The sequence below is a fragment of the Paenibacillus physcomitrellae genome (genome assembly GCF_002240225.1).
GTDB classification, from domain to species: Bacteria; Bacillota; Bacilli; order Paenibacillales; family Paenibacillaceae; genus Fontibacillus; species Fontibacillus physcomitrellae.
Map to the genome: position 1 here is coordinate 1079991 of NZ_CP022584.1, position 24926 is coordinate 1104916.

At 51.7% G+C, this 24926-nt stretch carries 21 protein-coding genes and 2 riboswitches; of the genes, 7 read left to right on the forward strand and 14 right to left on the reverse strand.

All coding sequences use genetic code 11. From position 1 onward, the window contains the following. Window positions 1-154: 154 nt before the first annotated feature. The 10 genes from CBE73_RS04915 to lepB form a co-directional block, all read right to left on the reverse strand. The gene (locus tag CBE73_RS04915; RefSeq protein ID WP_094093261.1) at window positions 155-433 is read right to left on the reverse strand and encodes an NAD/NADP transhydrogenase alpha subunit; all 279 of its coding nucleotides are present in this window, start codon (window positions 431-433) and stop codon (window positions 155-157) included. Window positions 434-460: 27 nt separating this feature from the next. Next, window positions 461-1138 carry an endonuclease III gene (nth, locus tag CBE73_RS04920; protein ID WP_094093262.1) on the reverse strand — a complete coding sequence of 226 codons (678 nt, stop codon included), beginning with the start codon at window positions 1136-1138 and terminating at the stop codon, window positions 461-463. 78 nt (window positions 1139-1216) lie between these two features. Further along, window positions 1217-3976 carry an S-layer homology domain-containing protein gene (locus CBE73_RS04925; protein WP_094093263.1) on the reverse strand — a complete coding sequence of 920 codons (2760 nt, stop codon included), beginning with the start codon at window positions 3974-3976 and terminating at the stop codon, window positions 1217-1219. Between the two features lie 69 nt (window positions 3977-4045). After that, window positions 4046-4693 carry a GerMN domain-containing protein gene (locus CBE73_RS04930; protein WP_094093264.1) on the reverse strand — a complete coding sequence of 216 codons (648 nt, stop codon included), beginning with the start codon at window positions 4691-4693 and terminating at the stop codon, window positions 4046-4048. 29 nt (window positions 4694-4722) lie between these two features. Continuing rightward, complete coding sequence (locus CBE73_RS04935) at window positions 4723-6159, reverse strand: N-acetylmuramoyl-L-alanine amidase family protein (RefSeq protein WP_094093265.1); 1437 nt, start codon at window positions 6157-6159, stop codon at window positions 4723-4725. 210 nt (window positions 6160-6369) lie between these two features. Next, window positions 6370-7908, reverse strand: coding sequence for an N-acetylmuramoyl-L-alanine amidase family protein (locus CBE73_RS04940; protein ID WP_174704665.1), 1539 nt, complete (start codon window positions 7906-7908; stop codon window positions 6370-6372). Between the two features lie 238 nt (window positions 7909-8146). After that, window positions 8147-8824, reverse strand: coding sequence for a uracil-DNA glycosylase (ung, locus tag CBE73_RS04945; protein ID WP_094093267.1), 678 nt, complete (start codon window positions 8822-8824; stop codon window positions 8147-8149). Between the two features lie 167 nt (window positions 8825-8991). Continuing rightward, the gene (leuD, locus tag CBE73_RS04950) at window positions 8992-9594 is read right to left on the reverse strand and encodes a 3-isopropylmalate dehydratase small subunit (RefSeq protein WP_094093268.1); all 603 of its coding nucleotides are present in this window, start codon (window positions 9592-9594) and stop codon (window positions 8992-8994) included. A gap of 48 nt (window positions 9595-9642) precedes the next feature. Then, complete coding sequence (gene leuC, locus CBE73_RS04955; RefSeq protein ID WP_094093269.1) at window positions 9643-11067, reverse strand: 3-isopropylmalate dehydratase large subunit; 1425 nt, start codon at window positions 11065-11067, stop codon at window positions 9643-9645. A 347-nt stretch (window positions 11068-11414) separates the two neighbouring features. Further along, on the reverse strand, window positions 11415-11969 hold the full coding sequence (gene lepB / locus CBE73_RS04960; RefSeq protein ID WP_094093270.1) for a signal peptidase I: 555 nt from the start codon (window positions 11967-11969) through the stop codon (window positions 11415-11417). Window positions 11970-12116: 147 nt separating this feature from the next. Between lepB and CBE73_RS04965 the strand changes: the two genes are divergently transcribed. Then, on the forward strand, window positions 12117-13037 hold the full coding sequence (locus tag CBE73_RS04965; RefSeq protein WP_094093271.1) for a LysR family transcriptional regulator: 921 nt from the start codon (window positions 12117-12119) through the stop codon (window positions 13035-13037). Window positions 13038-13070: 33 nt separating this feature from the next. Here the strand turns inward: CBE73_RS04965 and CBE73_RS04970 are convergent, their stop codons facing one another. Further along, on the reverse strand, window positions 13071-13883 hold the full coding sequence (locus tag CBE73_RS04970) for a carbon-nitrogen family hydrolase (RefSeq protein ID WP_094093272.1): 813 nt from the start codon (window positions 13881-13883) through the stop codon (window positions 13071-13073). A 614-nt stretch (window positions 13884-14497) separates the two neighbouring features. On the opposite strand from CBE73_RS04970, the gene proB reads away from it, so the two are divergent. From proB to proC, 3 genes are all read left to right on the forward strand, one after another. After that, window positions 14498-15601, forward strand: coding sequence for a glutamate 5-kinase (gene proB / locus CBE73_RS04975; protein WP_094093273.1), 1104 nt, complete (start codon window positions 14498-14500; stop codon window positions 15599-15601). 62 nt (window positions 15602-15663) lie between these two features. Then, window positions 15664-16911: a glutamate-5-semialdehyde dehydrogenase gene (locus CBE73_RS04980; protein WP_094093274.1), complete on the forward strand. Its 1248-nt coding sequence runs from the start codon at window positions 15664-15666 to the stop codon at window positions 16909-16911. A gap of 46 nt (window positions 16912-16957) precedes the next feature. Next, a complete protein-coding gene (gene proC, locus CBE73_RS04985; protein ID WP_094093275.1) occupies window positions 16958-17821 on the forward strand; it encodes a pyrroline-5-carboxylate reductase in 864 nt (287 codons plus the stop codon). A 100-nt stretch (window positions 17822-17921) separates the two neighbouring features. Here the strand turns inward: proC and gcvH are convergent, their stop codons facing one another. Further along, complete coding sequence (gcvH, locus tag CBE73_RS04990; protein WP_094093276.1) at window positions 17922-18314, reverse strand: glycine cleavage system protein GcvH; 393 nt, start codon at window positions 18312-18314, stop codon at window positions 17922-17924. 276 nt (window positions 18315-18590) lie between these two features. Next, window positions 18591-18700, forward strand: a riboswitch (glycine riboswitch). Window positions 18701-18703: 3 nt separating this feature from the next. Beyond that, a riboswitch (glycine riboswitch) is annotated at window positions 18704-18820 on the forward strand. Window positions 18821-18917: 97 nt separating this feature from the next. Here gcvH and gcvT point away from each other — a divergent pair. The 3 genes from gcvT to gcvPB are packed head-to-tail and all read left to right on the forward strand — an operon-like array spanning window position 18918 to window position 22870. Next, window positions 18918-20039 (forward strand): glycine cleavage system aminomethyltransferase GcvT, encoded by a 1122-nt coding sequence (gene gcvT / locus CBE73_RS04995; protein ID WP_094093277.1) that lies wholly within the window; start codon window positions 18918-18920, stop codon window positions 20037-20039. A gap of 3 nt (window positions 20040-20042) precedes the next feature. After that, a complete protein-coding gene (gcvPA, locus tag CBE73_RS05000) occupies window positions 20043-21395 on the forward strand; it encodes an aminomethyl-transferring glycine dehydrogenase subunit GcvPA (protein ID WP_094093278.1) in 1353 nt (450 codons plus the stop codon). After that, complete coding sequence (gene gcvPB / locus CBE73_RS05005) at window positions 21392-22870, forward strand: aminomethyl-transferring glycine dehydrogenase subunit GcvPB (protein WP_174704666.1); 1479 nt, start codon at window positions 21392-21394, stop codon at window positions 22868-22870. The genes gcvPA and gcvPB overlap by 4 nt, the downstream gene beginning before the upstream one ends. Before the next feature lie 218 nt (window positions 22871-23088). Here gcvPB and CBE73_RS05010 read toward each other — a convergent pair whose 3' ends face one another. Next, window positions 23089-24210: an AbrB family transcriptional regulator gene (locus CBE73_RS05010; RefSeq protein WP_094093279.1), complete on the reverse strand. Its 1122-nt coding sequence runs from the start codon at window positions 24208-24210 to the stop codon at window positions 23089-23091. Window positions 24211-24254: 44 nt separating this feature from the next. Then, a complete protein-coding gene (locus tag CBE73_RS05015; protein WP_094093280.1) occupies window positions 24255-24899 on the reverse strand; it encodes an MBL fold metallo-hydrolase in 645 nt (214 codons plus the stop codon). Between the last annotated feature and the right edge of the window lie 27 nt (window positions 24900-24926).

A 24926-nucleotide genomic window follows, 5' to 3' on the forward strand; every position in this document is an offset into this window, starting at 1 on the left:
GAAACATCCTCATTTTAACATCCGGATCTCCCTCCGGGGAACCCTGCAATTTAAATAAGAAGCCATTAGCTCAAAACGAAAAGCAGGCCAGGGAACTAATTCCCTGACCTGCCCGGTTGAAAGCTTGTGTTGAAGTTAAGCCCGTAAAACAGGCTTAACCTACGATTTCTGCCGCTTCTTCTGTAGGAAGCAAAATTTCAAATACTTTTCCATGCTGGAAAATGGTAATACCTCTTGTTTTGTCCTTCATCACCACAACCTCTGGTTTGGCGGACATACGCTCGATATAATGCTCGGGTACCTGGCCGGAATCGCTGACAACAACGCCTTCCACTTCACGCTCGTCGTTCTCGCCAAGCTGCAGCGCCAGAACCTCTTCAAACAAATCGGAGAACTGCTCAAAATTATCCGTGTAAACAGAAATACATCTCATGGGGTCTCATCCTCTACTAATCAAATATCATTTGGAATTGTTTTCTTTATCATTTCTGACTTTTGCTGTTTTCATACGCTTTTTGCCTTCCCTGCACACATCCAGGAGAGGGCAGACCTGACACTTCGGATTTTGCGCTTTGCAGTGATACCGGCCAAAAAAGATCAACCGGTGGTGTGTAAGTGTCCATTCCTCCCTCGGCACCTGTTTCATCAGCTTCTTCTCTACTTCAAGTACAGAGTCTTTCCAGCCGGCCAATCCCAGCCGTTTGCTGACGCGTTCTACATGGGTGTCTACAGCGATCGCCGGCACCCCGAAAGCATTGGAGACAACAACGTTTGCCGTCTTGCGGCCTACCCCCGGCAATTTGACAAGCTCATCGTGTTCGCTCGGTACCTCGCCGCCATATTGTTCCATCAAAATCCGGCACAAATTTTGAATATGTTTGGCTTTGTTCCGATATAACCCGATTCTACGGATGTCCTGCTCCAATTCCTCAAGCGGCACCGCCACGTAATCCGCCGGCGTTTTGTATTTCTGAAACAAATCGGCGGTTACTTTGTTCACCGTTGCATCCGTACACTGGGCTGAGAGCAGGACAGCTATCGTCAATTCAAACGCATTGGCATGGACCAATTCACAGTCCGCATCCGGAAACATGCCTTCGATCGTATCCAATATATGTCTGACACCTGCTGCATTCATAAGTTCTATCCTCCCGGCACAAAAAAAATCTTGATACGGGGCAGAATCCCGTATCAAGACGGTGAATCTTAGAAAATGTTATTGTTTTACGATCTCGACCAGCTTGTCCCCGTCGAAATACAATACAATATTATCATTTTCTTGAAGGCTTTGCACGGTTAAAGTCGTGTCTCCTTGGTGAATATATGCATTTGCTCCTAAAGTGAAGCGAATATTTGTGTCAGAAAGCGTACTTCTCTTAACATAAACTTCTTTCGCCACGGAATCATAACGCCAATAAGTACGGGATAACGGCGACAAAACGTTCACTAAAGTAGAACCGTCTGCCGCTTTTTTGACTACCACATGATCCGAAGTCGTCAAGGTTGCCAGCGAAGTGCTGGTTCCCGAATCACGCACGACTTTAACTGCGCCCGCAGCAGGAACCGTTGTCAGCGAACCGTCATAGGTTTTGAGGGTTACTGAATTAGCGTCTGCATTTGTAACCGTGCCATAAGTCAGCTTCACCTGCTGAACGGTTGCCGCTGTTGTACCGTTAAAGAGGACATTGATAAAATCGCCCGCTTTCAGATCGGTTACTTTGATCGCAGCCCCATTGTCGTTAAGCAGCGTCGCCTGATTCACATAAAAGGTTTGAGTCAGGTTGTCCGAAACGGCCGTAACCCGGCTATTAGTCGTATCCACAGCCTTAACTTCAAACTGCTTGCTCGTCTTCACGTTGATCGACTGTACGGCATCCTGATTGCTGCTCAGTACAGCGGTAATCGGGTCGCCGGCTTTCAGGCTGGATAAGGTAGCTGACGCCTGGCCGTAAATATAGACAGGCAGTGAAGCATTGCTGAAAGACAGCTCACGCGTTTTGCCCGCCGAATCGGTAAGCTTCAATTTCTTGCTAGCCGAATCGAAACCTACGAAGCTTCCTTCATACTGGTAAATAACACTAACCGAAAGGACACGTTTTCCGATATGCGTCAAGGTAATTTTACGATCCGCATTCAGCAGGGCTTCCAGTCCGGACAACGTAGGTGCTGTACTATTATATTCGACTGCCGTTTTATCGTCCAGTTCAAGCACATACGGATTATTATCGGTATCTACGACCGTAAGCAGCTTGCGGGTTTTGTCGTAAGAAACGACGCTAACCTCAGACAGCTTCTCAGCTTGACGTCCAAGTACTTCAATTTTAGTGACATCTCCGTCCGCATTCAGCGTAAGCTGAACCTGATCTCCGCCGTTATCGTCGGCAATTAGATCGGAAAGAGCTGGCGCTGCAATGCCATCGACCACCACTTGAACATCCTTCGAGATTGGAAGCGGAGTCCCGTAAGAACCGTCCGATTTCTTGTAAGTGAGCAGCTTACCGTTGCCGAGACTGATCAGCGTGCCGCTAATTGTACGTTCTACGGATTGAGTCACTTCAAGGCTGATCAGGGAGTTGTCCTTGATCGTATAGCTCACTACAGATCCAGGTTTCAAATCGGCAAGCTCCATCACTTGACCTTGATAAAGAATCTTTACAGTCCCGTCCAACACAAGCTTATCCTCGTTGCCGGACTCCTCTTTGACTGTAATCGTCTTGGTCGCCGTATCTACCGACTCTACCGTTCCTTTCGAGGACTTATTCACGATGCCAGATTTCACCTGTACGATGACCGGCTTTCTTTCATCTGTAAAGGTTTCGCGTTTCAGCTCAATCGTGCTGTCATTCGCCAAGCTGTCCGGTTTAATCGCCTGTCCGTTCTGATCATAGAACACAGTCCCATCATCATAAGTTAAGGTTTCCGGTTCACCGTTCACGAGCAGAAGCAAGCGATTGCCGCTTAGGGAACTAAGCAGCGTTCCTTCGACCGTCTCCAGCTGAGGGGTAGGATCGGTAATCTCTACATAAGCCGCAGTGCCGACTTTGTCGATAACCATCGCTTTGGAATACAAAGCGATGTCGCTTTGGGCAGCTTTCGTTTCAGAAGCACTTGTGAAATAAGCTGTACGGCTGTCCAGCGTAAAGCCGCGGCTTGTCCCGTTCGTATACAGCGTCATCTTTCCGTTGCCGATGGAAGTAACCACACCTTCGTAAACATTGGCATAACTTTGATCGACATAAGCCTGACCCCGGCTAAAGAAGGTAGCGATTTGCGCGCGTGTGACCGTACCGAGCGGATCAAAACGATTTCCGTCCACGCCATTCGTAAGCTCCAAGCTCACTGCCACATTGACATATCCGCGGGCGTCAGCAGAAATGGTGGCATTATCGGCAAAGGTGGTGCCTTTACCGGCTGCCGAAGCAGCTTCGTCTTCACGTCCCAGGGCACGCACAAGAATTTTGGCTATCCATTCGCGGGAAGCTGGCTTGGTGCCCCAGACTTCGCCTTCCGCTGTAGCCGCCGCTTCCTCTTCCGGGTTGATCAGCTTTTCTTTGACGGCCAGTGCTATGTAAGGTTTGAAATAAGCAGAGACCTCAAGCTTGTCAGGCGCCGCGGCGTCTTCGGTTAATTGATCCGTCACATTCATGAAACGAAGCGCCAAAGTAATGGCTTCCTGCTGAGTTACGGAATCACCGGGGCGAAATTTCCCGTTGTCGCCCAGAATAATGCCCTCCGAAGCCAGTTTATAAATATGTTTCTCAGCCCAGAAACCGCTTGCCACATCACTGAAAAGCAGTGTTGGCACAGCGCTGTTTACATTGGCAGCTGATGCTGCAGCAGCAGCATCAGTACCAGTCGTTGGAGTCGCCGGGTCAGCTGCGAAAGCAGCCACCCCACTTGTCATAAAGGTTAAAGTCAGCAGCAATGTCGCTGCGGTACGTTTCAAACTTCGGCTTGTTTTCTTCTCTTCCGTCATCCTAGTCTCCCCTTTTGGCTATTGATCCCATTAACGTGATTCGACGAAACGGGCTTTCATTCCTGCCTTTTATTCGCGGGTCATCGGGTGAAGCAGGTCGGCGTGTCCCATCAAAGTTTCAAGCTTCTTACCGTCTACTAGCAGTTCGATACTTTTAACTTCATCAAATTGAAACATCGTTTTCTGCAAGGAGTCGAGCGCCATTAATTCACCGTCCGCGCCCAAACGCGCTTCGTCCGGCAAATGAATGTCCAGCGTTACTTCGCCATCAGCAAAGGCCACGCTGAGCAGCTGCACTTTCTCCCATAATGAAATAAGATCGCTGGTTCCGCTCTGCTGAAGTCCTTCGAAAGCGGCTTTATATTTGCCCGCGTTATCCTCGGAAGCTTCATAACTGATGTCACGAGTCGCCTCTTGCAGCTCCATGAAATCCTTGTCTGCATAGTAGAGCTTCATCGTTTCAGTCTGTTTGGCATCTGCCGATATAGTCGGCTCTTCGGATGTAGAAGGCTGATCAGACGCCGGGACAGTCGAACTCTCGGCCGGAGTATTTCCAGCTCCTTGCTGAGCATCTGTACTCTCTACAGGCACAGAATTGTTTGCGGCAGCATTTGCATTGCCGCTCTCAGCAGGAGAGGCCGCGGGTTTTTGCCCGCAGCCTGCAAGTACAGCCAATAATAGAACACTACAAATAATCGTCAAACGTTTCTTATTCACGTGTACACCTGCCTTCACTGATAGATTGCTTACTTAACACCAAGAAACTCTTTGATGCCGGCTACAATACCTTCCGCGACCTTCTGCTGGAAAGCCGCGCTGTACATTTTGGCCTCGTCGCCTTTATTGCTGAGGAAACCGCATTCCAGCAATACTGCCGGCATGGTTGTTTCCCTTGTCACATGAAGGCTTTCCTGGCGGACCTTGCGGTCTGGAAGTCCCGTTGCCTTTACCAGATATTTGTGCATGATGTTGGCAAAGGTTTGGCTGGAACCGCTGCGTGTATAATACGTTTCAACCCCGGAGGCGGAGGAAGGCCCACTATTGCCGTGAACCGATACAAAGGCGTCCGCCTTCAATTTGTTGGCCAAATTAGTACGGTCAGACAATGTCGGGTAAGTGTCGCCGCTGCGGGTCAACACATAGTCGATGTTCGGCTCATTTTTTAGCAACTTCTCGACTTTAAGCACAACGGCCAAATTGAAATCTTTTTCTTTTCTTCCGTTCACACTGATTGCACCTGGATCAGAACCGCCGTGTCCTGCATCAATAACAACCAGTTTCTTCCCGTTGCTGCCGGGAGTAGCCGGGGTGGATGCCCCAGGAGCAGTCCCCTTATTCAGATCGATAATCACCAGACCATCATTGGCATTGGTCATTTCAAACCCTTTGGCATAATTCAGGTCGAGTACAATCCGAATCGTGGAAGGCTGGCTGTTAAACAAGGAATAGCGGATTTGCGAAACGTCCGGATAGCTAGTTACAGGAACCGTCCCTGTTTGATGGCTGTCCAAAGGAAAGCGAGAAGCGAAATCCGATGCGAATTTAACGTTCGGCAGATCAATGACAATCCGATCCGGATTGGTCAGCGTCGATGTTTTCGGGCTGACTTGTCCATCTACAGCCAGGATAAGCCGGTTATCGCTGTAGCTGAGTCCGGTTAAAGACACCAGATTGGAGCTCGGGTCAGGTACAACTACCGATCCGCTGCCTCCGGAATTTCCACCTGGTAAAGAACCGCTGCCGCTGCCCGAATTCGTTGTGGTCAGACTTACGGTTTTGGTCAAATTGTTCCAATCTACAGTTAATCCCATCTGTTCACTGACGAAGCGAACCGGAACAAAGGTAGTTCCGTTCTTGGCGAAAGCTGGAGCGGTTAACTTGAAAGATTGTCCATTAACGGTAGCTGTATTGCCGTTCGTTAACAATGTGATGACATTGCCAGACTGCTGTATGGTTACCGTGCCTGTCTTGCTGTTCCAATCCACATTAAACCCAAGTTCCTCTACGACGACACGAATCGGGATCATTACGCTGTTGTTGACCACCTGGACCTGCCTGTCCGCACTCAAGTCAATCTCATTCCCGTCCAGGAGAATGTGTGTTGCCTTGGAAGCAGCATGTCCTGTTAATGGAAAAGCCAACACGCTTAAAAACAAAATGATTAAAAAGCCAAATTTCTTCATTCTTCACCCTTCCATTCATATTTTTGTGGTTCCTGATGAATGCTGCCGTTAGGCTCTGGAACATCAACAGACTCACTCATTAGACGCCATAATCTATCAAAAGTTGCGTAAATTATGGCAATTTAATTGGAGTAAAATAGAATGGAAGGTTAAAACTTCACAAATGCTTCGATTCTCTCTCTTTTAAATGAAATTTCAAATTATTTCAAATTATAGTCCTAAAAACTCCTTCAGCCCCGCTGCAATTCCTTCGGCGAGCTGCTGCTGGAACTCATCCGAGAACATAGCAGCCTCGTCCTTCGGATTGCTCAGAAAACCGCATTCCAGCAGCACAGCCGGCATTTTGGTATTTTTGGTCACATACAGATTTCCAGTTTTAAGCCCTCTGTCGGACATCCCGCTGGCTTGAACCAGATGTTTCTGCATGATTTTCGCTAAAGATTCGCTGTTTTTGTTGGTATAATGCGTCTCTATTCCTTTGGGTCCCGGACCGCCGTCTGGGCTCTTATTGCCATGGATGGAGACGAACACATCGGCCTTAAGGCTGTTGGCCAGCGCTACCCGGTCCTGCAACGTAGGATAAGTATCTCCGCTTCTGGTCAGCACCACCTCAATGCGGCTGTCTGCAGCCAAGACCTGCTGCAGCTTGAGCACGGTTGCAAGGGTGAAATCCTTCTCATTGCGGTTGTTTAAGCTTATGGCTCCCGGATCACTGCCTCCGTGGCCTGCGTCGATCACAATCACCTTCTTGCCGGTGGTACCCGCCGGAGGCGTCGTCGCAGGCTGTGAAGGATCCGTTGTTTGCCCGCTTCCTGACTGACCCATAGCATCTTCATTCAAGTCGATCGTAATTAGACCGTCTTGGTTGTCGATCACCTTATAGGCCGCCGGACTGGTCAAATCAAGCACTACACGGACTGACGCCGGACTGCTGCTGAACAGGGCATAACGAACATCCTTGACCTTTGAGGTCTCCTGAACGTCAATTTGTCCGCTAAATGCCTCATTTAAAGGCAGCTGGCTGCCGAACGTTTGGGAAAAGGTCGCGCCCGGCAGATCCACAACAATCCGATCCGGGGCGCTGATCGTAAATACGGAAGGCGTAACTTTTCCGTTTACGGCAAGCAGCAGCTTGCCTTCGCCGAAGCTCAGGCCTGTAAATTCGGCCGTGCTTGCAGAGCCGCTTGGTGCTCCTGCCCCTTCGGAACCACCAGCAGTTTGATCCGGCGCCGGCACGTCAACCGGGGTGCCTCCGGTTTCCCCGGCGCTGCCTGTTCCGGGAAGAACGGTCTCCTGACTGCCGGATACGGCAGAAGTTATGTATACCGTTTTGGTCTTGTTATCCCAACTGACTTCCGCTCCTGTCTGCTCGCCCACGAACCGCAGGGGAACAAGCGTTGTTTGCGTTTTGCCGGATCCAGCAAAGACAGCGGGCCCAGGCATATTGATCTCTTTGCCGTTAACCAGAGCCGACTGTTCACCGACAACCAGTTTGAGCACGGTTTTGGCCTTTTGAATGGTTACGGCCTGCGACTTATTATCATACTCAACTTTGTAGCCCATGTTCTCCGTTACAAGGCGGAGAGGAACCATTACGCTGCCATTAATAGTTTCTACACCGCCATTATCTCCGAGATTCAAATCCTTGCCGTCCAGGTTGATGTTCGCAGTATTGGCAGCCGCATGACCAATTCCGGGGAGAATCAACAACAATAGTAGTAAAAAAGCAAAAAAGCCGTATTTTTTCATCCGATTACCCATCCTCTACCGTTTCTATGAATTTGCACCAAATCTTTGTTCAGGACGACATATTCTATGAAAAGTTGCACCTATCTAACATTCTAACAGGAAAAATTTGCCCGTGATAGACAATTTCCAATATTTGCGACAAAAAAAATCCGCCGATTGGCGGATAAAGGAACAAACTATGAAAGAGCTTACCTTTTCTTTGTTATTGTCGAATAGCAATCAGCTATTCGGGTTCGCTTTAACTTAAAGGCAGGGACGGAATGGCCCAGTCGATCGGCTTTAATCCCCGTTCCGTCAAGAAGCGATTTGCCGCTGAAAAAGGCCGGCTTCCCAGAAACCCTCTATGCGCCGAAAACGGGCTTGGATGCGGTGAACGGATTACTTTATGCCGAGTCTCATCCAGAAAGGCGCCCTTCTGCTGAGCGTGACTTCCCCATAAAATAAACACCATCGGCGTATCCCGTTCGTTCAGCTTGGCCACAACCGCGTCTGTGAAAGCTTCCCATCCAAGTCCTTTATGCGAATTAGGCTGACCCTGGCGAACAGTGAGAACGGCATTCAGCAGCAGCACCCCCTGATCGGCCCAATGCAGCAGGGAACCATGGTTCGGGATCGGCGCTCCCACATCTGCTGCCAGTTCTTTATAGATGTTCTGTAAAGACGGCGGAATGCGGACACCCGGCTGGACAGAAAAACTGAGTCCATGCGCCTGCCCCGGTCCATGGTAAGGATCCTGCCCCAGAATAACCACGCGCGTGTCCTGATAAGGCGTTAATTTCAGCGCCGAGAACAGCAGTTCCTTAGGCGGGTATACCGTATGCAGCTTGTACTCTTTGGCAAGGGCATAGCGGAGATCTTGAAAGTAAGGTTTCTTAATCTCTTCCGCCAGCACTTCGTCCCAATCATTGTCAAACATGGTCGTTCCTCCTAATCTTCATGGCTGCAATTGCCTGACGTATCGTTAAACAGTCACTGTCGATTATGAGGAACGCCATCCCTCATTGTCAATGAAGGCTTTGTCAATGAGGGCCGCGCTGACCGCCCGTTTTAGGCTCTAGCTGGCTCTAAGCTCAGATCGCACGTTTAGGCAAACAGACGCTCTTTGTGTTTGGCTTCATAAGCCGTAATCAAATCCTCATGCTGCAGTGTGAGGCCGATGTCATCCAGGCCCTGCAGCAAAAATTGACGGCGATGCTCATCAAGGTCAAACGAATATTCCAGACCGAATTCATCGGTGATTTTTTTATTCTCCAGATCGACATTCAGCTTGTAGCCCTCATGTTGTGCCGTTCTTTGGAACAGCTCTTCAACCTGCTCTTCGGAGAGCTTGATCGGCAGAATGCCGTTTTTGAAACAGTTATTGTAGAAAATATCCGCATACGACGGGGCAATGATGCACCGGAAGCCGTAATCCTGGATCGCCCATGGCGCATGCTCTCTGGAAGAGCCGCAGCCGAAGTTAACGCGGGAAATCAATACTGACGCCCCTTGATAACGGGGTTTATTCAGTTCGAAGTCCGGATTCACATTGCCTTCTTCATCAAAACGCCATTCGAAGAACAGGAACTGGCCGAAACCGCTCCGTTCAATTCTTTTCAGAAATTGCTTCGGAATAATTGCATCTGTATCTACATTCACACGGTCAACAGGACCAACAATGCCGTTTAAGGTTTTAAAAGCTTCCATCTCTCAATCTCTCCCTTGTTATTCTGTTAGGTTCTGGTTCTGCAGCTATTAGCTCACAACTTCCGATTTGAAAGTCCAGTCGCGGACATCCACAAAGTGGCCACGGATCGCCGCAGCAGCAGCCATAGCCGGAGAAACGAGATGAGTACGTCCGCCGCGTCCCTGACGTCCCTCAAAGTTACGGTTCGAAGTCGATGCACAGCGCTGACCCGGCTTGAGCACGTCCGGATTCATCGCCAGACACATACTGCAGCCGGCATCACGCCATTCAAAGCCCGCTTCTGTAAAAATCTTATCGAGTCCTTCCTCTTCAGCCTGGATCTTAACACGTCCGGATCCCGGAACGACGATCGCAGTAACCTTGTCGGAAACCTTGTGGCCTTTGGCGATTGAAGCCGCTGCACGTAAATCCTCGATCCGGCCGTTGGTGCAGGAACCGATAAACACGTAATCTACCGGAATGTCAGACATAGGCGTTCCTGGTGTCAAGCCCATATATTCAAGTGCCTGTTTGGCCGCTTTTCTTTCATTTTCGCTTGCAAAGGCAGCCGGATCAGGTACAGACGACGTAATGTCGGTGCCCATGCCCGGACTGGTGCCCCAGGTAACCTGCGGAATCAGCGAATCCACATCAAATTCAACTACAATGTCATACTCGGCGCCTTCATCCGTTGCCAGCTGCTTCCACGCCTCAACCGCTTCATCATAAGCGCTGCCCTGCGGCGCATATTGACGTCCGCGCAAATAGTTGAAGGTCGTTTCGTCAGGAGCGATCAAACCGGCACGCGCTCCAGCCTCAATGGACATGTTGCAGACCGTCATCCGCTCTTCCATAGTCAGGCTGCTGATCGCTTCACCCGTATATTCGATTACATAGCCGGTTGCGAAATCGGTGCCGTACTGGGCAATCACACCCAAAATAAGGTCTTTAGCCGTCACGCCGGGATTACGTTTGCCGATAAAGCGGACTTCCATCGTTTTGGATTTAGCCTGCTGCAAACATTGAGTAGCCAGCACATGCTCCACTTCGCTGGTACCAATACCGAAAGCCAAAGCTCCGAAAGCTCCGTGCGTTGAAGTATGGCTGTCTCCGCAGACGATCGTTTTGCCCGGTGCTGTCAATCCAAGCTCAGGACCCATAACGTGAACAACCCCTTGATCCACCGTATCCAGGTCATACAAAGTAACTCCGAAATCGCGGCAGTTTTGGGTCAAAGTATCGATCTGCTGCTTGGAAATAGGGTCCGTAATATTAAATCTGTCTTTGGTAGGGACGTTATGATCCATTGTCGCAAAGGTTAATTCCGGTCTGCGAACCTTCCGGCCGGTCATCCGCAAGCCTTCAAAAGCCTGAGGAGAGGTAACCTCATGAACCAAATGAAGATCAATATACAAAATGCTAGGTTTGCCTTCTTCCTGATGAATCACGTGGTTATCCCAAATTTTCTCATACATCGTTTTCTTCTGACTCATTAGTATCACTCCCGATTTTAAAAATGCGTCCATGATTCAGGCGGTATGGCATCTCCAGAGAGCATCTGACGGTGCCGATAAATTATTTTTGCCTGACTGATTGCATTTACTATAACAAGCCGGGGTGTTATTTGAGAAATACATAAATACAATTACAGTTATAGTTGTTGACTATAAGAGATAATAAAGGTCTCATAGGGTTCCAGTCCTACTCATCTCAGCCGGAAATAATCAAAAAAAGAGCCCCGCTGCAAATAAAATCCGCAGCAGAAGCTCTTCTCTTTGTCCGATTTAGGCGTTTGATCTAAGACCCTACACTCTTTAAATCAGCTTTGCTATTTCACTTTCTATTTCAGGCCTTTGACCCCCATGATGTGGTCAATAGGAATAAAGCCGATCATCCGGCTGTCCTTGCTGTTATTTCGGTTATCTCCCATGACAAATACGTCTCCTTCAGGAACATCATATTCCTGATCGGGCTCGATCCGCATAGGCTCCTTAATATAAGGTTCGTTAAGCAGTTCGCCGTTGCGGTAAACCTGGCCCTGCTTGATCTCAATCTTGTCGCCCGGTTTGCCGATCAAACGTTTCACATAGAAGATCTCCTGTTTGTTCTCGCCTGTCAGAAGCGCGATCAAAGGATGCTCCTTCAGGTCATCCCAGAAAGAGCGGGCACGGTCTACACGGCTGTCAATAATGACAATGTCCCCGTAATCAGGCACGCTGCCTAGAGCATGCGACCATTTTTCGGCATAAATTCTTTCTTTGTCATGCAAAGTAGGATCCATAGAATGTCCGTCTACCTTATAAGGCTGAATGACAAAGATGCCGATAATCAAGCTAAGTACAAATGCGATCCCGATGGAAAAAAGCCATCCGCGGATTTCCTTCCACACCTTCATTCATACAACCTCCACATTAATCATGGGGCCATTATAGCATACTCTTACAAGAGATGGGAAATGCCGCGCGTCCTCTTCCTATTTATCCCTTTCTATTAATAGGTTATAATTATAAATAACTTATCAATTACGTCCCAAAGAGGAAACATGGAATTTAGACAGCTTCAATACACTTTAAAAATTGCAGAAGAAAAAAATTTCTCAAGAGCCGCGGACAAGCTCCATATTGCTCAGCCCTCGCTCAGCCAGCAGCTGTCCAAGCTGGAGAAGGAGCTGGGGGTGCTGCTGTTTCAGCGTAATACCAGTTCAGTAGAATTAACGCATGCCGGAGAAAGTTTTGTCGCTCATGCGCGGCGTATTATGGATGCCGTTGAGGAGCTAAGGCAGGAAATGGACGATATTTCCCAGCTGCGGAGCGGACGGGTTGTTGTAGGAAGCATGCCGATTACCGGCTCCCATCTGCTTCCTTATGTTCTGCCTGAATTTAAAGAGGCGTTCCCTGGTATCCAGATTTCCCTGCTGGAGGATACGTCGCTCAATTTGGAGAAACTGACCGGCGGCGGCGGTACGGATCTGAGCCTGCTTTCGCTGCCGCTTCAGGAGACGTCGCTGGCCTATGAGGTTATCGGAGAGGAACGTATTCTGCTTGCCGTCCCGCCCGGCCACCGGCTGGCAGAAAGAACCGAGGCCGACGGCGTGCGGATTGATGAGCTGCGTGATGAGCCGTTTGTCGTTCTGAAGAAAGGTCAGGGCTTCCGCAAGCTGACCGTAGGTCTGTGTCAACAGGCAGGCTTTGAGCCTAATGTTGTATTTGAGAGCAACAACATAGAAACCGTCCAATCTCTGGTTGCGGCCGGGATGGGGATCACTCTGGTTCCCCGTTTTATTGCCCGGGCTAAACGGAGCGAGCTGATCCCGGTTTATGTGCCGCTGGCGGAACCGACTCCCAGCCGGACGCTGGTCATCGCTTACCGGAAAGGACGGTATCTGTCCAAAGCCGCGGAGGCTTTTATCCAAACCTTTAAGCAAACCTTCAACAAGCGGTGGAAGGAAGAGGAACAAGGCTGAGCTGAATCTTTAATCTATAAACTTTAAATAAGTTTAAATTCGGTATAAGTCCGGCCGTCTGTCCTCAAATACAGGAATACGTTTGCGGACCTCATCCACAAGCGGGAGCCGGATGCGGCCGGTTACAATCTCTTCCTCCTTCCCGCCCTCGGAAACCACTTCTCCCCAAGGATCGACGATGAGGGAATGTCCGAAAAAGCAGTTGTCGTTGTCCGCACCTACCCGGTTACAGGCTACCACGTACATTTGGTTCTCGATCGCTCTGGCCTGCAGCAGGGTCCGCCAGTGGTGCAGGCGCGGATGCGGCCATTCAGCCGGTACAAACAACAGCTTTGCTCCGGCCAAAGCCAAGGTGCGGCTGAGCTCCGGGAAACGAATATCATAACAAATAGAAGCACCGCACAGCAGGCCCTCCAAATCAAAGGTGACCGTCTCCACACCTTCCGTTAAATGCTTCTCTTCCTGCATCAGCCGGAACAAGTGGATTTTCGAATACCGGCCTGCTTCGCGGCCTTGACGGTCATAGATCAGCAGCGTATTCCGGATCAGTCCGTCTTTGCCCCGTTCAGCAACCGAACCTCCTACGACATGGACTCCGTGTTTGGTTGCAAATGCGCTGAGCCATCCCCTGGAAATTTGGGCTTCCGGGTCGGCAAGCTCCTGTATCCGTTCCAGCGCGTAAGCGGTGTTCCACATTTCGGGCAGCATGATCAGATCCGGTTTGACGGCCGCAGCCACTGCTTTCTCCATTAAAGCTTCCAGCCTGACACGGTTCAGAACAGGTTCACCAAGCGCCAAATCAGCCTGAATTAAGGCCAGGTTCCAAAATTCCGGGTAAGCTCCCATCAGCCTCTTCCTTTCTTAAACGATCATCTTTCAGACGATCCTAAGAGGATCGTTCTATCTTGTATTCATCATAGTGGCGGCTCTACGGGCCGTCAAACCGAAAGGGCCTCTCTTCGCCTGGCGGATTGAAGGACGTCTGATGAAGTTCGTCTAATGAAGTACCTCTGGTGGAGCGATAAGGTACAGCGGCAAACTTCGCTTGTTTTAGTGATTTTCGTCTTTGCAATGTTAGATCGCTCATGGTATTCTAGCAATAAAATACGAAACGTAATGACGGGACCAGTACGCGGGCGCAAGCTCCGTTCTCAGAGAGTAAATTCCTTAGGCTGCGAGAATTTACCGGAACTTCTGCGGAAACCTACCCCCGAACGGCCGGCTTTTGCCGGACAGCTGCCATCTGTTAACAGGCCCTGAGTCGGATGAACCAACCGGTTTATCAATAAAGGTGGTACCGCGGAAGCCAAGCTTTCGTCCTTTGCACGTTTGTGCTGGGGACGGAGGCTTTTTTTTATTTATCTAAGTCATCTAAGGCCTTGTTCATCGGAGAGGTTACTTAAATTAGAGGACACGATCATTGATTTGTTGGAACCAAGTTTACTTAGGAGGTCATATCAATGCTGCATCGGATTGTTGTCAAAATTGGCAGCAGCTCCCTCACTTCGCCGGAGGGCGGGCTCAACGAAGAAGCCACCCGCTTCCTCGCCGCTGAGCTGGCTTCACTGGTCCAGGCCGGTTATCAGCCCGTGCTGGTCACATCAGGTGCTGTCGCTGCCGGATTCCGTGAAATCGGCTACGAGCAGCGCCCCAAGCTGCTGCATGAGAAGCAGGCCGCTGCCGCAGTTGGCCAGGCGCTGCTTATGCAGGCTTACCGCGAAGCGTTCGCGGAGCATGCTGTACGTTCAGCCCAGGTTCTGCTCACGCGGGCGGATTTCAACAGCCGCAAACGAATGGGCAATGCCAGCATGGCACTGGAGGAACTGCTAAAGCAAAAGGTCATCCCCGTGATTAACGAAAATGACACCGTTTCTGTTGATGAGCTTAAATTTGGCGACAACGACACGCTTTCGGCGCTTGTAGCCAATCTGCTTAAAGCAGATCATCTGCTCATCCTGACGGATATGGACGGCCTTTATACCCAAGATCCGCGGATTGATCCAGCGGCGGTCCGCATCAGCCGTGTCGAAGAAATTACAGAGGAAATGCTGCAGGCGGCCGGAGGTGCAGGCAGCAGTGTCGGCACCGGCGGCATGCGCTCCAAGCTTGAGGCAGCGCGCATCGCGACCCGCGGCGGGATTCCCGTCTTTGTCGGCCGCATTCTCCATCCGGGCGAGCTGCTGACAGCGGTTCGGGGTGATGGGCATGGAACCTATTTCAGCACCTCCTCATCCAATCTCCCCCGGAAAAAGCAATGGCTCGGCTTCCTCTCGACGCCTCTAGGCCGGCTGTATGTGGATGAAGGTGCGGCTGAAGCTCTTGTTCACGGAGGTAGAAGCCTGCTGCCGGTAGGCGTTAAGCAGGTCGAGGGGGCTTTTCACGCCGGAGATGTTGTCGAGGTATACGGCCCGGGCGAGTCGACGCTTGGCCGTGGTATCGTGAACTATGATGCGGAGGAGCTCAATACGATTAAAGGGCTGAGCAGCTCCGATGTTGTGAAACAGATTGATGTCGTACACCGGCTTGAGGTTATCCACCGGGATGAATGGATTTCTTTGAAGTAAATGAAACGGAGCTAAGTCCTCATATATGGCGGCGGCCCAACGCAGATTGGAGGTTACTAGCAATGAGCGAAGTGAAAGAGAAAGCGGCCTTGGCAGCAGCAAACGCGCCTCAACTGGCCTGGTTGACCAGCGAGCAGAAGAATCATGCCCTGCTTGCCGCTGCTGATGCTTTAATAACCGGAACAGAGGAAATATTGAAAGCCAACCAGGAAGATCTGGAACGCGGCAGGCAAAACGGTACCTCGGCCTCCATGCTGGACCGGCTTGCCTTAACTTCCGAGCGAATTAAAGGCATGGCCGAAGGCCTGCGCCAAATTGCCGGTCTGCAGGATCCGGTCGGAGAAGTGCTGGAGACGCTGGATCGGCCAAACGGTCTTCATATCATCAAGAAGCGAGTGCCGATCGGCGTAATTGGCATCATTTACGAAGCACGGCCAAATGTCACCGTCGACGCTGCCGGCCTCTGTCTGAAGACAGGAAATGCCGTCCTGCTGCGCGGAGGCTCGGCTGCCCTTTCCTCCAATATCCAGATTGCAGAGCTGTTCCATGCCGCATTGGAATCTGCCGGACTGCCTAAAGACGTTCTGCAGCTTGTTCACGATTCCGACCGTTCGTCCGTAGACGAGATGCTTAAACTGAACGGCCTGCTCGATGTTATTATTCCAAGGGGCGGAAGCTCATTGATTCAGCATGTCGTGCAGAACGCAAGTGTGCCGGTGATCGAGACCGGTGCCGGCATCTGCCACACTTATCTCGATGCTTCCGCCGACCTGGAGATGGCGCTGAGCATAGCCGTGAACGCTAAAGCCCAGCGCCCTTCCGTCTGCAATTCCATGGAGACGCTGCTGATTCATCAGCATTTTGCCGGGAAATATATGGACCAGGTCGGCGAAGCCTTTAAAACGGCAGGTGTGGAGCTTAGAGGCTGCGAGCGGACCCGGCAGCTTCTGCCGGAAGCCAAGGCCGTAACCGAGCAGGATTTTGCGACTGAATATAACGACTATATCTTAAACGTAAAAATCGTGGATGACCTCCAGCAGGCCATGGATCATATCGCCAAATTCAGCACCAAACATTCCGAATGCATTGTTACTGAAAATGAGGAGCATTCCGCCCGTTTCTTAAACGAAGTGGACGCGGCCACCGTTTACCATAACGCCTCTACTCGTTTTACTGACGGATTTGAATTCGGCTTCGGAGCGGAAATCGGAATCAGCACGCAAAAGCTTCATGCCAGAGGCCCGATGGGCCTGCCTGCCCTCACCTCAACCAAATATATGGTTAAGGGATCAGGCCAAATCCGCGGCTAATCTTTTTTATCCAAACCATTAAACGCATGAACAGGAGGTTATTTAGATGTCCCATTCACCAGAGTCCTCAAATTCACCGGCTATCGTCTTCTACGGAGCCGGCTCTATGGCCGAAGCCATTGTGCGCGGGTTAATCGCCACCTCGGCAGCCCGGCCGGAGCAAATCGCTATGTTTAACCGGAGCAATATTGAACGTCTGAACCACCTGGAGTCCCGCTATGGGGTCATCACGGCTTCAACGGAGGAAGCGCAGAACGAGCTGCTGACGAAAGCTGAAATTATCGTTCTTGCCATGAAACCCAAAGATGCTGGAGCGGCCATTCGGCGCTTGACCCCGCTTGTACAGGAACAGCAATTGATCGTGTCCATTATTGCCGGCCTGTCGATCCCGACCATTCAAAGCCTGCTTGGGCATAAGCTGCCGGTAGCCCGCACAATGCCAAACACATCCAGTACAATCGGACTGGGCGCAACGGGCATTTCCTTCTCGGAAGAAGTGACGGAGGAGCTGCGCTCGCGTACGCTGTCTATCTTTGAAGCGGTAGGCATGGTGAGCGTCATTCCGGAAGCGCAAATGGAAATTTTGACAGGCGTCTCCGGAAGCGGCCCGGCTTATGTCTATTACATGATGGAGGCCATGATCGCAGCGGGCATTGAAGGCGGATTATCGCCGGAGCAAGCCCGGGAGCTTACGGTGCAAACCGTACTTGGCGCAGCTTCCATGATGAAAGAGACCGGGGAGAAACCGGCGGACTTAAGAAAAGCTATCACCTCTCCGAACGGCTCCACCCAGGCCGCCCTAGAAGTGTTGGCCCAATATCAGTTCACCGAAGCCGTAAAATCAGCCGTTCACCGGTCTGCTGCAAGATCCCTGGAAATGGGCGCTGCCATTGAAGAGGAATTGGCTTAACAGCTTTAGGTCACACGGACACAAAGAGCCCTTCCGGTGCGTAATGTGCATTAGAAGGGCTCTTTGACATTTTTTTATCAGCCAAAAGTTAGTTAAAGACTTATTCGTCGATATGTTTGCCGTAGGCTTCAGCGTTCATCAGTTTGGCAAAAGCTTCATCCGGAGAAGCAGACAATTTGATCTTGACCATCCAGCCGCTGCCGTAAGGCTCTTCGTTCACGCGTTCAGGAGCGTTTGTCAGCTCTTCGTTCACTTCAACAATTGTGCCGCTAATCGGGGAGAACAAGTCGGATACCGTCTTTACGGATTCAATCGTCCCGATGCCGTCTTCCGCTCCAACCTCGGTGCCATTCTCCGGCAGTTCAACAAACACGATGTCGCCCAGGCGGTCCTGCGCAAAATCCGTGATGCCAACCCGCACAGTGCCGTCTCCCATGTCTTGTACCCATTCATGTTCTTCGCTGTACCAAAGTCCTTGTTTAATTTCGCTCATCGCTTTTCTTCCGCTCCAATCTCGTGAACTTATTTTTTAGCATTCTGGCTTATCCAATCCCGCTTCCTTCCTCTTGATCCAGGACGAGGATTTACAAATCTAGGTTATTCATTTCGCTAGTAAAAGTCAATATAACGGGACTTGTCACGTTTTAGCGGGTTGTCCCTCTATGATAGCGCTATCTCGGCGGCTTTGTCCCTCATAATCCGAAAATTGAAAGATAAATCTGTTGACATCCTTCGGGTTTACCCGTTTTAATGGGAATATGAAGAGCGGGTGAACGTAAAGGGAGAGATTGCCGCATCCATGATGCGGTGACGCCGAAGGAGCAAACTCTTGCTATTCGCTGGAGTGAATCTCTCAGGCAAAAGGACTTTTACCGGACGCATCTCTGGAGAGCATTCGGCAGCGTAAGCCGCCGGGTCACCCAAGGGGAAACCTGAACAGCGCGGAGGTCATCAGGACGTTCGCGGCGCAAGGGACACTCTCAGGTACCAAGGACAGAGGCTTCAAGAAACCGTAACTGCGGAATTTCCGCGGGTCTGCGGGTTCTTGGCCCTGTCCTTTTTTTGTGCTTTGATCAAACACTTACGAGGTGAAAAAATGTCAGAATTGTTGAGAACGCCGCTATTTCCTTGCTATGCCGATTCTCCTGGCGCAAGATGTATCGATTTCGGCGGCTGGGAGCTGCCGGTTCAATTCGAAAGCATCCAGAAAGAACATGATGCCGTTCGCCATCAAGCCGGCCTGTTTGACGTTTCCCACATGGGCGAGTTTCTGGTGGAAGGCGAAGGCGCACTTGTTTTTCTGCAAAGCACGCTGACCAACGACGTCTCCGTATTGAAACCCGGCACCGCTCAATATACGCTGATGTGTTACCCGGACGGCGGCGTGGTGGATGACCTGCTTGTGTATTGCCTTTCGGAAAATCGTTACATGCTGGTCGTCAATGCCTCCAATATCCAAAAGGATTGGAACTGGCTGCGCGATCACCAGCCCGAGCAGGTGCAAATGACCGACATTTCCTCTGAAACTGCGCTGATCGCCCTGCAGGGACCTTTAGCCGAACAAATTCTGACCGATGCCGGCATTACGGCGGCTGCCGGACTCTCCTCCTTTACGTTTGCCGCCGATGTTGAGCTGTTTGGCGCCAAAGCGATTCTTTCCCGCACCGGTTATACCGGAGAAGACGGATTTGAAGTTTATGCGCCGGCCGAACAGGCGCCGGCCATCTGGAAAGGGCTGCTGGCTGCGGGTGCGCCGCACGGTCTAATACCTGCCGGACTCGGCGCACGCGACACGCTGCGTTTCGAAGCCAAGCTGCCTCTGTACGGACAGGAGCTGTCCGCGACGATTTCGCCGCTGGAAGCCGGCGTAGGCTTTTTCGTGAAATGGGATAAAGGCGATTTTATCGGGCGCAGCGCTTTGGAAGCGCAAAAAGCGGCCGGCCTGCCGCGCAAGCTGGTCGGCATCGAGATGATCGACCGCGGGATTCCCCGTTCGCACTACCCCGTTTACGGAGACGGCGTGAAGATCGGGGAAGTCACCACAGGCACCCAATCGCCTTCTTTGAAACGCAATTTGGGGCTCGCGCTGGTGGACAGCAAATACGCCGCCATCGGCACCGTCATCGAAGTCGAGATTCGCGGCAAAAAGCTGAAAGCCGAAGTCGTGAAGGCTCCATTTTACAAAAAAACCGCAAAGCCCGCCAAAGGAGCTGAATAATCCATGAAACACCGTTATCTGCCGATTACCGAAGACAACAAAAAGGAAATGCTGGCCACGATCGGCGTAGAATCCGTGGAAGATCTGTTCGCCGACATTCCTGCCAGCATTCGCTTCAATGGCGAGCTGCCGGTATCCTCCCGTCTGGATGAATACGCCCTGACCCGCCATATGGGCGCGCTGGCCGGCAAAAACGCCGACAGCGACCGTTACGTCAGTTTCCTTGGCGCAGGCATTTACGATCATCACGTACCTTCCGTCATCAATCACGTCGTCTCCCGTTCGGAATTTTATACGGCTTATACGCCTTACCAGCCGGAGATCAGCCAAGGCGAGCTGCAGGCGATTTTTGAATTTCAGTCTTACATTTGCGAATTGACCGGCATGGCGGTTGCCAATGCGAGTATGTACGACGGAGCGACCGCACTCGCGGAAGCCGCGAACCTGGCAGCGGGCGCGACACGCCGTAAACGGATCGTTGTATCCCGGGCCGTTCATCCGGAAGCGCGCGGCGTCCTTGACACCTACGCCCATGGCCTCAATCTGGAAATCGTCGAAGTCGGCACCCTGGGCGGCGTGACCGATGCCAATGCGCTAGCTCAGGCGGTAACGCCGGATACGGCCGCCGTGATTGTGCAGAACCCGAATTTCTTCGGAGCTGTTGAAGACGTACAGGCATTTGGCGAGCTGGCCCATGCAAGCAAAGCGCTGCTGATCGTCAGCACCAACCCGCTGGCGCTCGGACTGATCGAAGCGCCGGGCAGACAAGGCGCCGACATCGTGATCGGCGACGCCCAGCCGCTCGGTATCTCCGGTTCCTACGGCGGCCCTACGTGCGGATTTTTTGCCGTATCCGAAGCGCATATGCGCCGCATGCCGGGCCGGATCGTCGGCCAGACGACCGACCGGAACGGCAAACGTGGTTTCGTGCTGACGCTGCAGGCCCGCGAGCAGCATATCCGCCGCGAGAAAGCAACGTCCAACATCTGCTCTAACCAGGCGCTGCTGGCGCTGTGCGCTTCCGTTTATCTGTCGCTAATGGGCAGACAGGGGCTTAAGGAGGTTTCCCACCTCAACCTGCAAAAAAGCCATTATGCCAAACAAAAACTGGCTGCCGTAAAAGGTGTGACAGTCGCCTTCTCTTCGCCTACCTTTAATGAATTTGTGATCAAGCTGCCGGAAGGCACGGACATGGCTGCCCTGCAAAGCAAACTGCTGGCGGAAGGCTATATTGGCGGTTATGATCTCGGCAAAACGTATCCGGAACTCGCAGGCCATATGCTGATTGCCGTTACGGAACGCCGCAGCAAAGAAGAAATCGACCGGTTTTCGGTTATTCTGGAGGGATCCCTATGAGCGTAAGCACCAAAGACTTGAAAGATAAAGCGCTGATCTTTGAACTGAGCACCCCGGGCCGTGTCGCTTATTCCCTGCCGGAAATCGACGTACCGGTCCAGCCTGTGGAAGAGCTGATTCCGGCGCAGTTCCTGCGCAAGGAAGAAGCCGCTTTGCCTGAGGTTTACGAAGTGGACGTGATTCGCCACTATACGGAATTGTCCCGCCGCAACTTCGGCGTGGATAACGGTTTCTATCCGCTGGGCTCCTGCACGATGAAATACAATCCGAAAATCAACGAAGACGTGGCCCGTTACGCCGGCTTTGCCAAAATCCATCCCTACCAGCCGGAAGAAAGCGTACAGGGCGCGCTTGAGCTGATGCACACGCTGCAAAACGACCTGGCCGGACTAACCGGCATGGACGCTGTTACCCTGCAGCCTGCGGCCGGCGCCCATGGCGAATGGACGGGACTGATGATGATCCGCGCCTACCATGAGGAACGCGGCGAGCACAACCGCGTGAAGGTGATCGTGCCGGACTCCTCACACGGCACCAACCCGGCCAGCGCTTCCGTCGCCGGCTTCCAGACCGTCACGATTCCTTCCAAAGCAAACGGACTCGTGGATCTGGATGCCCTGCGGGGGGCGGTTGGCGAAGATACGGCCGCTTTGATGCTGACGAATCCAAACACCCTTGGATTGTTCGAGGAACAAATCGTGGAAATCGCCGAAATCGTGCATGAAGCGGGCGGCCTGGTCTATTATGACGGCGCCAACTCCAATGCCATTATGGGCATCACCCGCCCTGGCGACATGGGCTTTGACGTTGTGCACTTGAACCTGCACAAAACGATGAGCACCCCTCACGGCGGCGGAGGCCCCGGCGCGGGTCCTGTTGGCGTAAAAAACATCCTGCTCCCTTACCTGCCGGGACCTATTGTTGTGAAAAGCGAAGACGGCTCCTTCTCTTTCAGCGAAAAGCAGGACCGCTCGATTGGCCGCGTAAAAGCCTATTACGGCAACTTCGGCATTCTCGTCCGCGCTTACGCCTATATCCGTACTTACGGCCCGGAAGGCCTGCGCACCGTATCCGAACATGCCGTGCTGAACGCCAACTACATGCGGGCCAGATTGGCGCCTTATTTTGAAATGCCGTATGACCGGATCTGCAAACACGAGTTCGTCATGTCCGGCAGCGGTCTTAAGCCATACGGCATCCATACGCTCGATGTGGCCAAACGGCTGCTCGATTTCGGCTACCATCCGCCTACCATCTACTTCCCGCTGAACGTGGAAGAATGCATCATGATCGAGCCTACCGAAACCGAAAGCAAAGAAACGCTGGACGATTTCATCAATACGATGATCCAAATCGCCCAGGAGGCGAAAGAAAATCCGGAGCTGCTGCTGAACGCGCCTTACACTACGCCGGTAACCCGGCTGGATGAAACCGGCGCAGCCCGCAAGCCGGTTCTGAACTGCGCCTGCAGTTAAGAGTTTGTAAGAAAATAAACAGCCCCGTGCAGCCAGATCCATCATCTGGCCAGCAAGGGCTGTTCGTATTTATTTAAAAGCTTCCATTAATGGCTTTCTCTTCATGAAATCATCGAACTTAATGAAATCATTAAAAGCAACGGCCGGTACTGCCCGATTCCGGGTTCGGAGGGTTAGCCGGTTAAGTTAAACCGTTAAAATGTTAAACCGTGAAACCGCTATGCCTGCTCTGAAGCCGCTTTGCGCCCGCTGTAATACTTGTAAAACAGCCGGAACAGCGGCGGTACGGCCAGGAAGATAAAGAAGGTCCGGAACAGCTGGTACCCGGCCACCACCGACAGTTCCGCATTAATTTCATGCGCCATGATACTCATTTGATCCATACCGCCAGGCGCCATGCTGAGCAGCGACGTGGCCATTGAAAGCGACTCCGTCCATTTCAGGATCAGAGCAAATACAAAAGCTCCGGCAATCAGCAGAACGCCGCTCAGCAGCGCGCAGCCAAAGACTTTGATTTTGTTCTGCAGCGCGCCCGGTTTCAGCATCAGGCCGACGTTAGCGCCGATTACGAGCTGAGCCGCATTAACGAGTTCGGTAGGCAGTGTAGGTCCGGATTGCCAAAACCCTTGGAAAACCGCGGTTGCAATCGCCGGTCCCAGCAGGAAGGCCGTCGGAAATTTAATGCGGTTGGCAAGCAGCGCAAACACGGTTGCCACTGCCAGGAAAACAAGCAGCTGCCAGGTGATGCCCTGTCCATGCTGTACCGCTGCCGAGGCAGCTTGTGCGGCTTCCGCCTGCCCGCTGGCCGAGTGCTGATACCCGAACAGCGGACTGAAAATCAGCAGCGGCACCAAAATAATGATCATCATCAGCCGGACCACCTGATAAAAAGTGACGATCGTGATGTCGGCTCCCTTGGTTTCTTCGGCCAGCATAATGACCTGAGTTAAACCGCCGGGAATGCTTCCCATAAGCAGGGTAATAAAATCGATGCCCGACAGCTTGGAGATGATAAAGGCAAACCCCATACACATCAGCAGCAAAAGAATGGTCATCGCGGCCATCGACGGAAGCTGATGAGACATGGACTTCAGAGCCGTACCCGTCAGAGACACACCGATGGTATAGCCTACAAGAATCATGCCGCCATTCCGGGTTTTATTGGACCAGGCATATTTTTTTTTGAAAATCAAAGATCCAATCAGTACAAAAATCATCGGCCCCAGCAGCCAGGGAATCGGCAGACCGGCCCATTGAAACAGAAATCCTCCCAGAAGCGCCGTAACCAGGGTCAGCAGCTGGCCCGGCAGCCTCCAGGATTGGAATCGGGTTGTATTCATGTTTAAACTCCTTTTCGACAAGCAGCAGAACTACTCAACTCGGCTTATTTATAATCCAGCGTTACTGCCTCCGTTTGTCCCTTCAGATGTTGGAGTTCCACCACCAGAACCTGCTCATGACGGGAAGAACCGATTAATTTCAGAAAAGCATCCGCTTTTTCAAAAAAGAGCATACCGGCCAGTCCAAGCGCCTTCGTCCGGTAATGCATCGGAATGGCGATAGAGGGCTTGAGCTGCTGAGCGACTTTATAAGCGCCTTGACCGTCCAGCGTCATTTTGCCTCCAACCGGCACCATCAGCACATCAACCCGCCCAATCGCCTGCGCCTGCTCATCGCTCAGCTGATGCCCCAGATCGCCGCAATGTGCAACCCGGATGCCATCGATCTCTAACACAAACACGATGTTGTCGCCCCGTTTCGCCCCGCCCACGTTATCGTGAAAAGTTTTGATTCCTTTGATTCGGATTCCATTGATCTCATAAGACTTGGCTTCGTTAACCAGGCTGTATTCACCATCTACAATTTGAACCTGATTATGATCCCGGTGGTTATGTGTAACCGCCACTATATCCGCCGTCAGACGCGGCATTTTGTAGCCCAGCATTTTGCCTAACGGATCAATGAGTACCTTCGTCCCTGCCTCGCTTGTTATCAAGAAACTCGACTGCCCATACCACCTTATCTTCATTCTTTTCTTCTCCTCCTCGTTCAAATG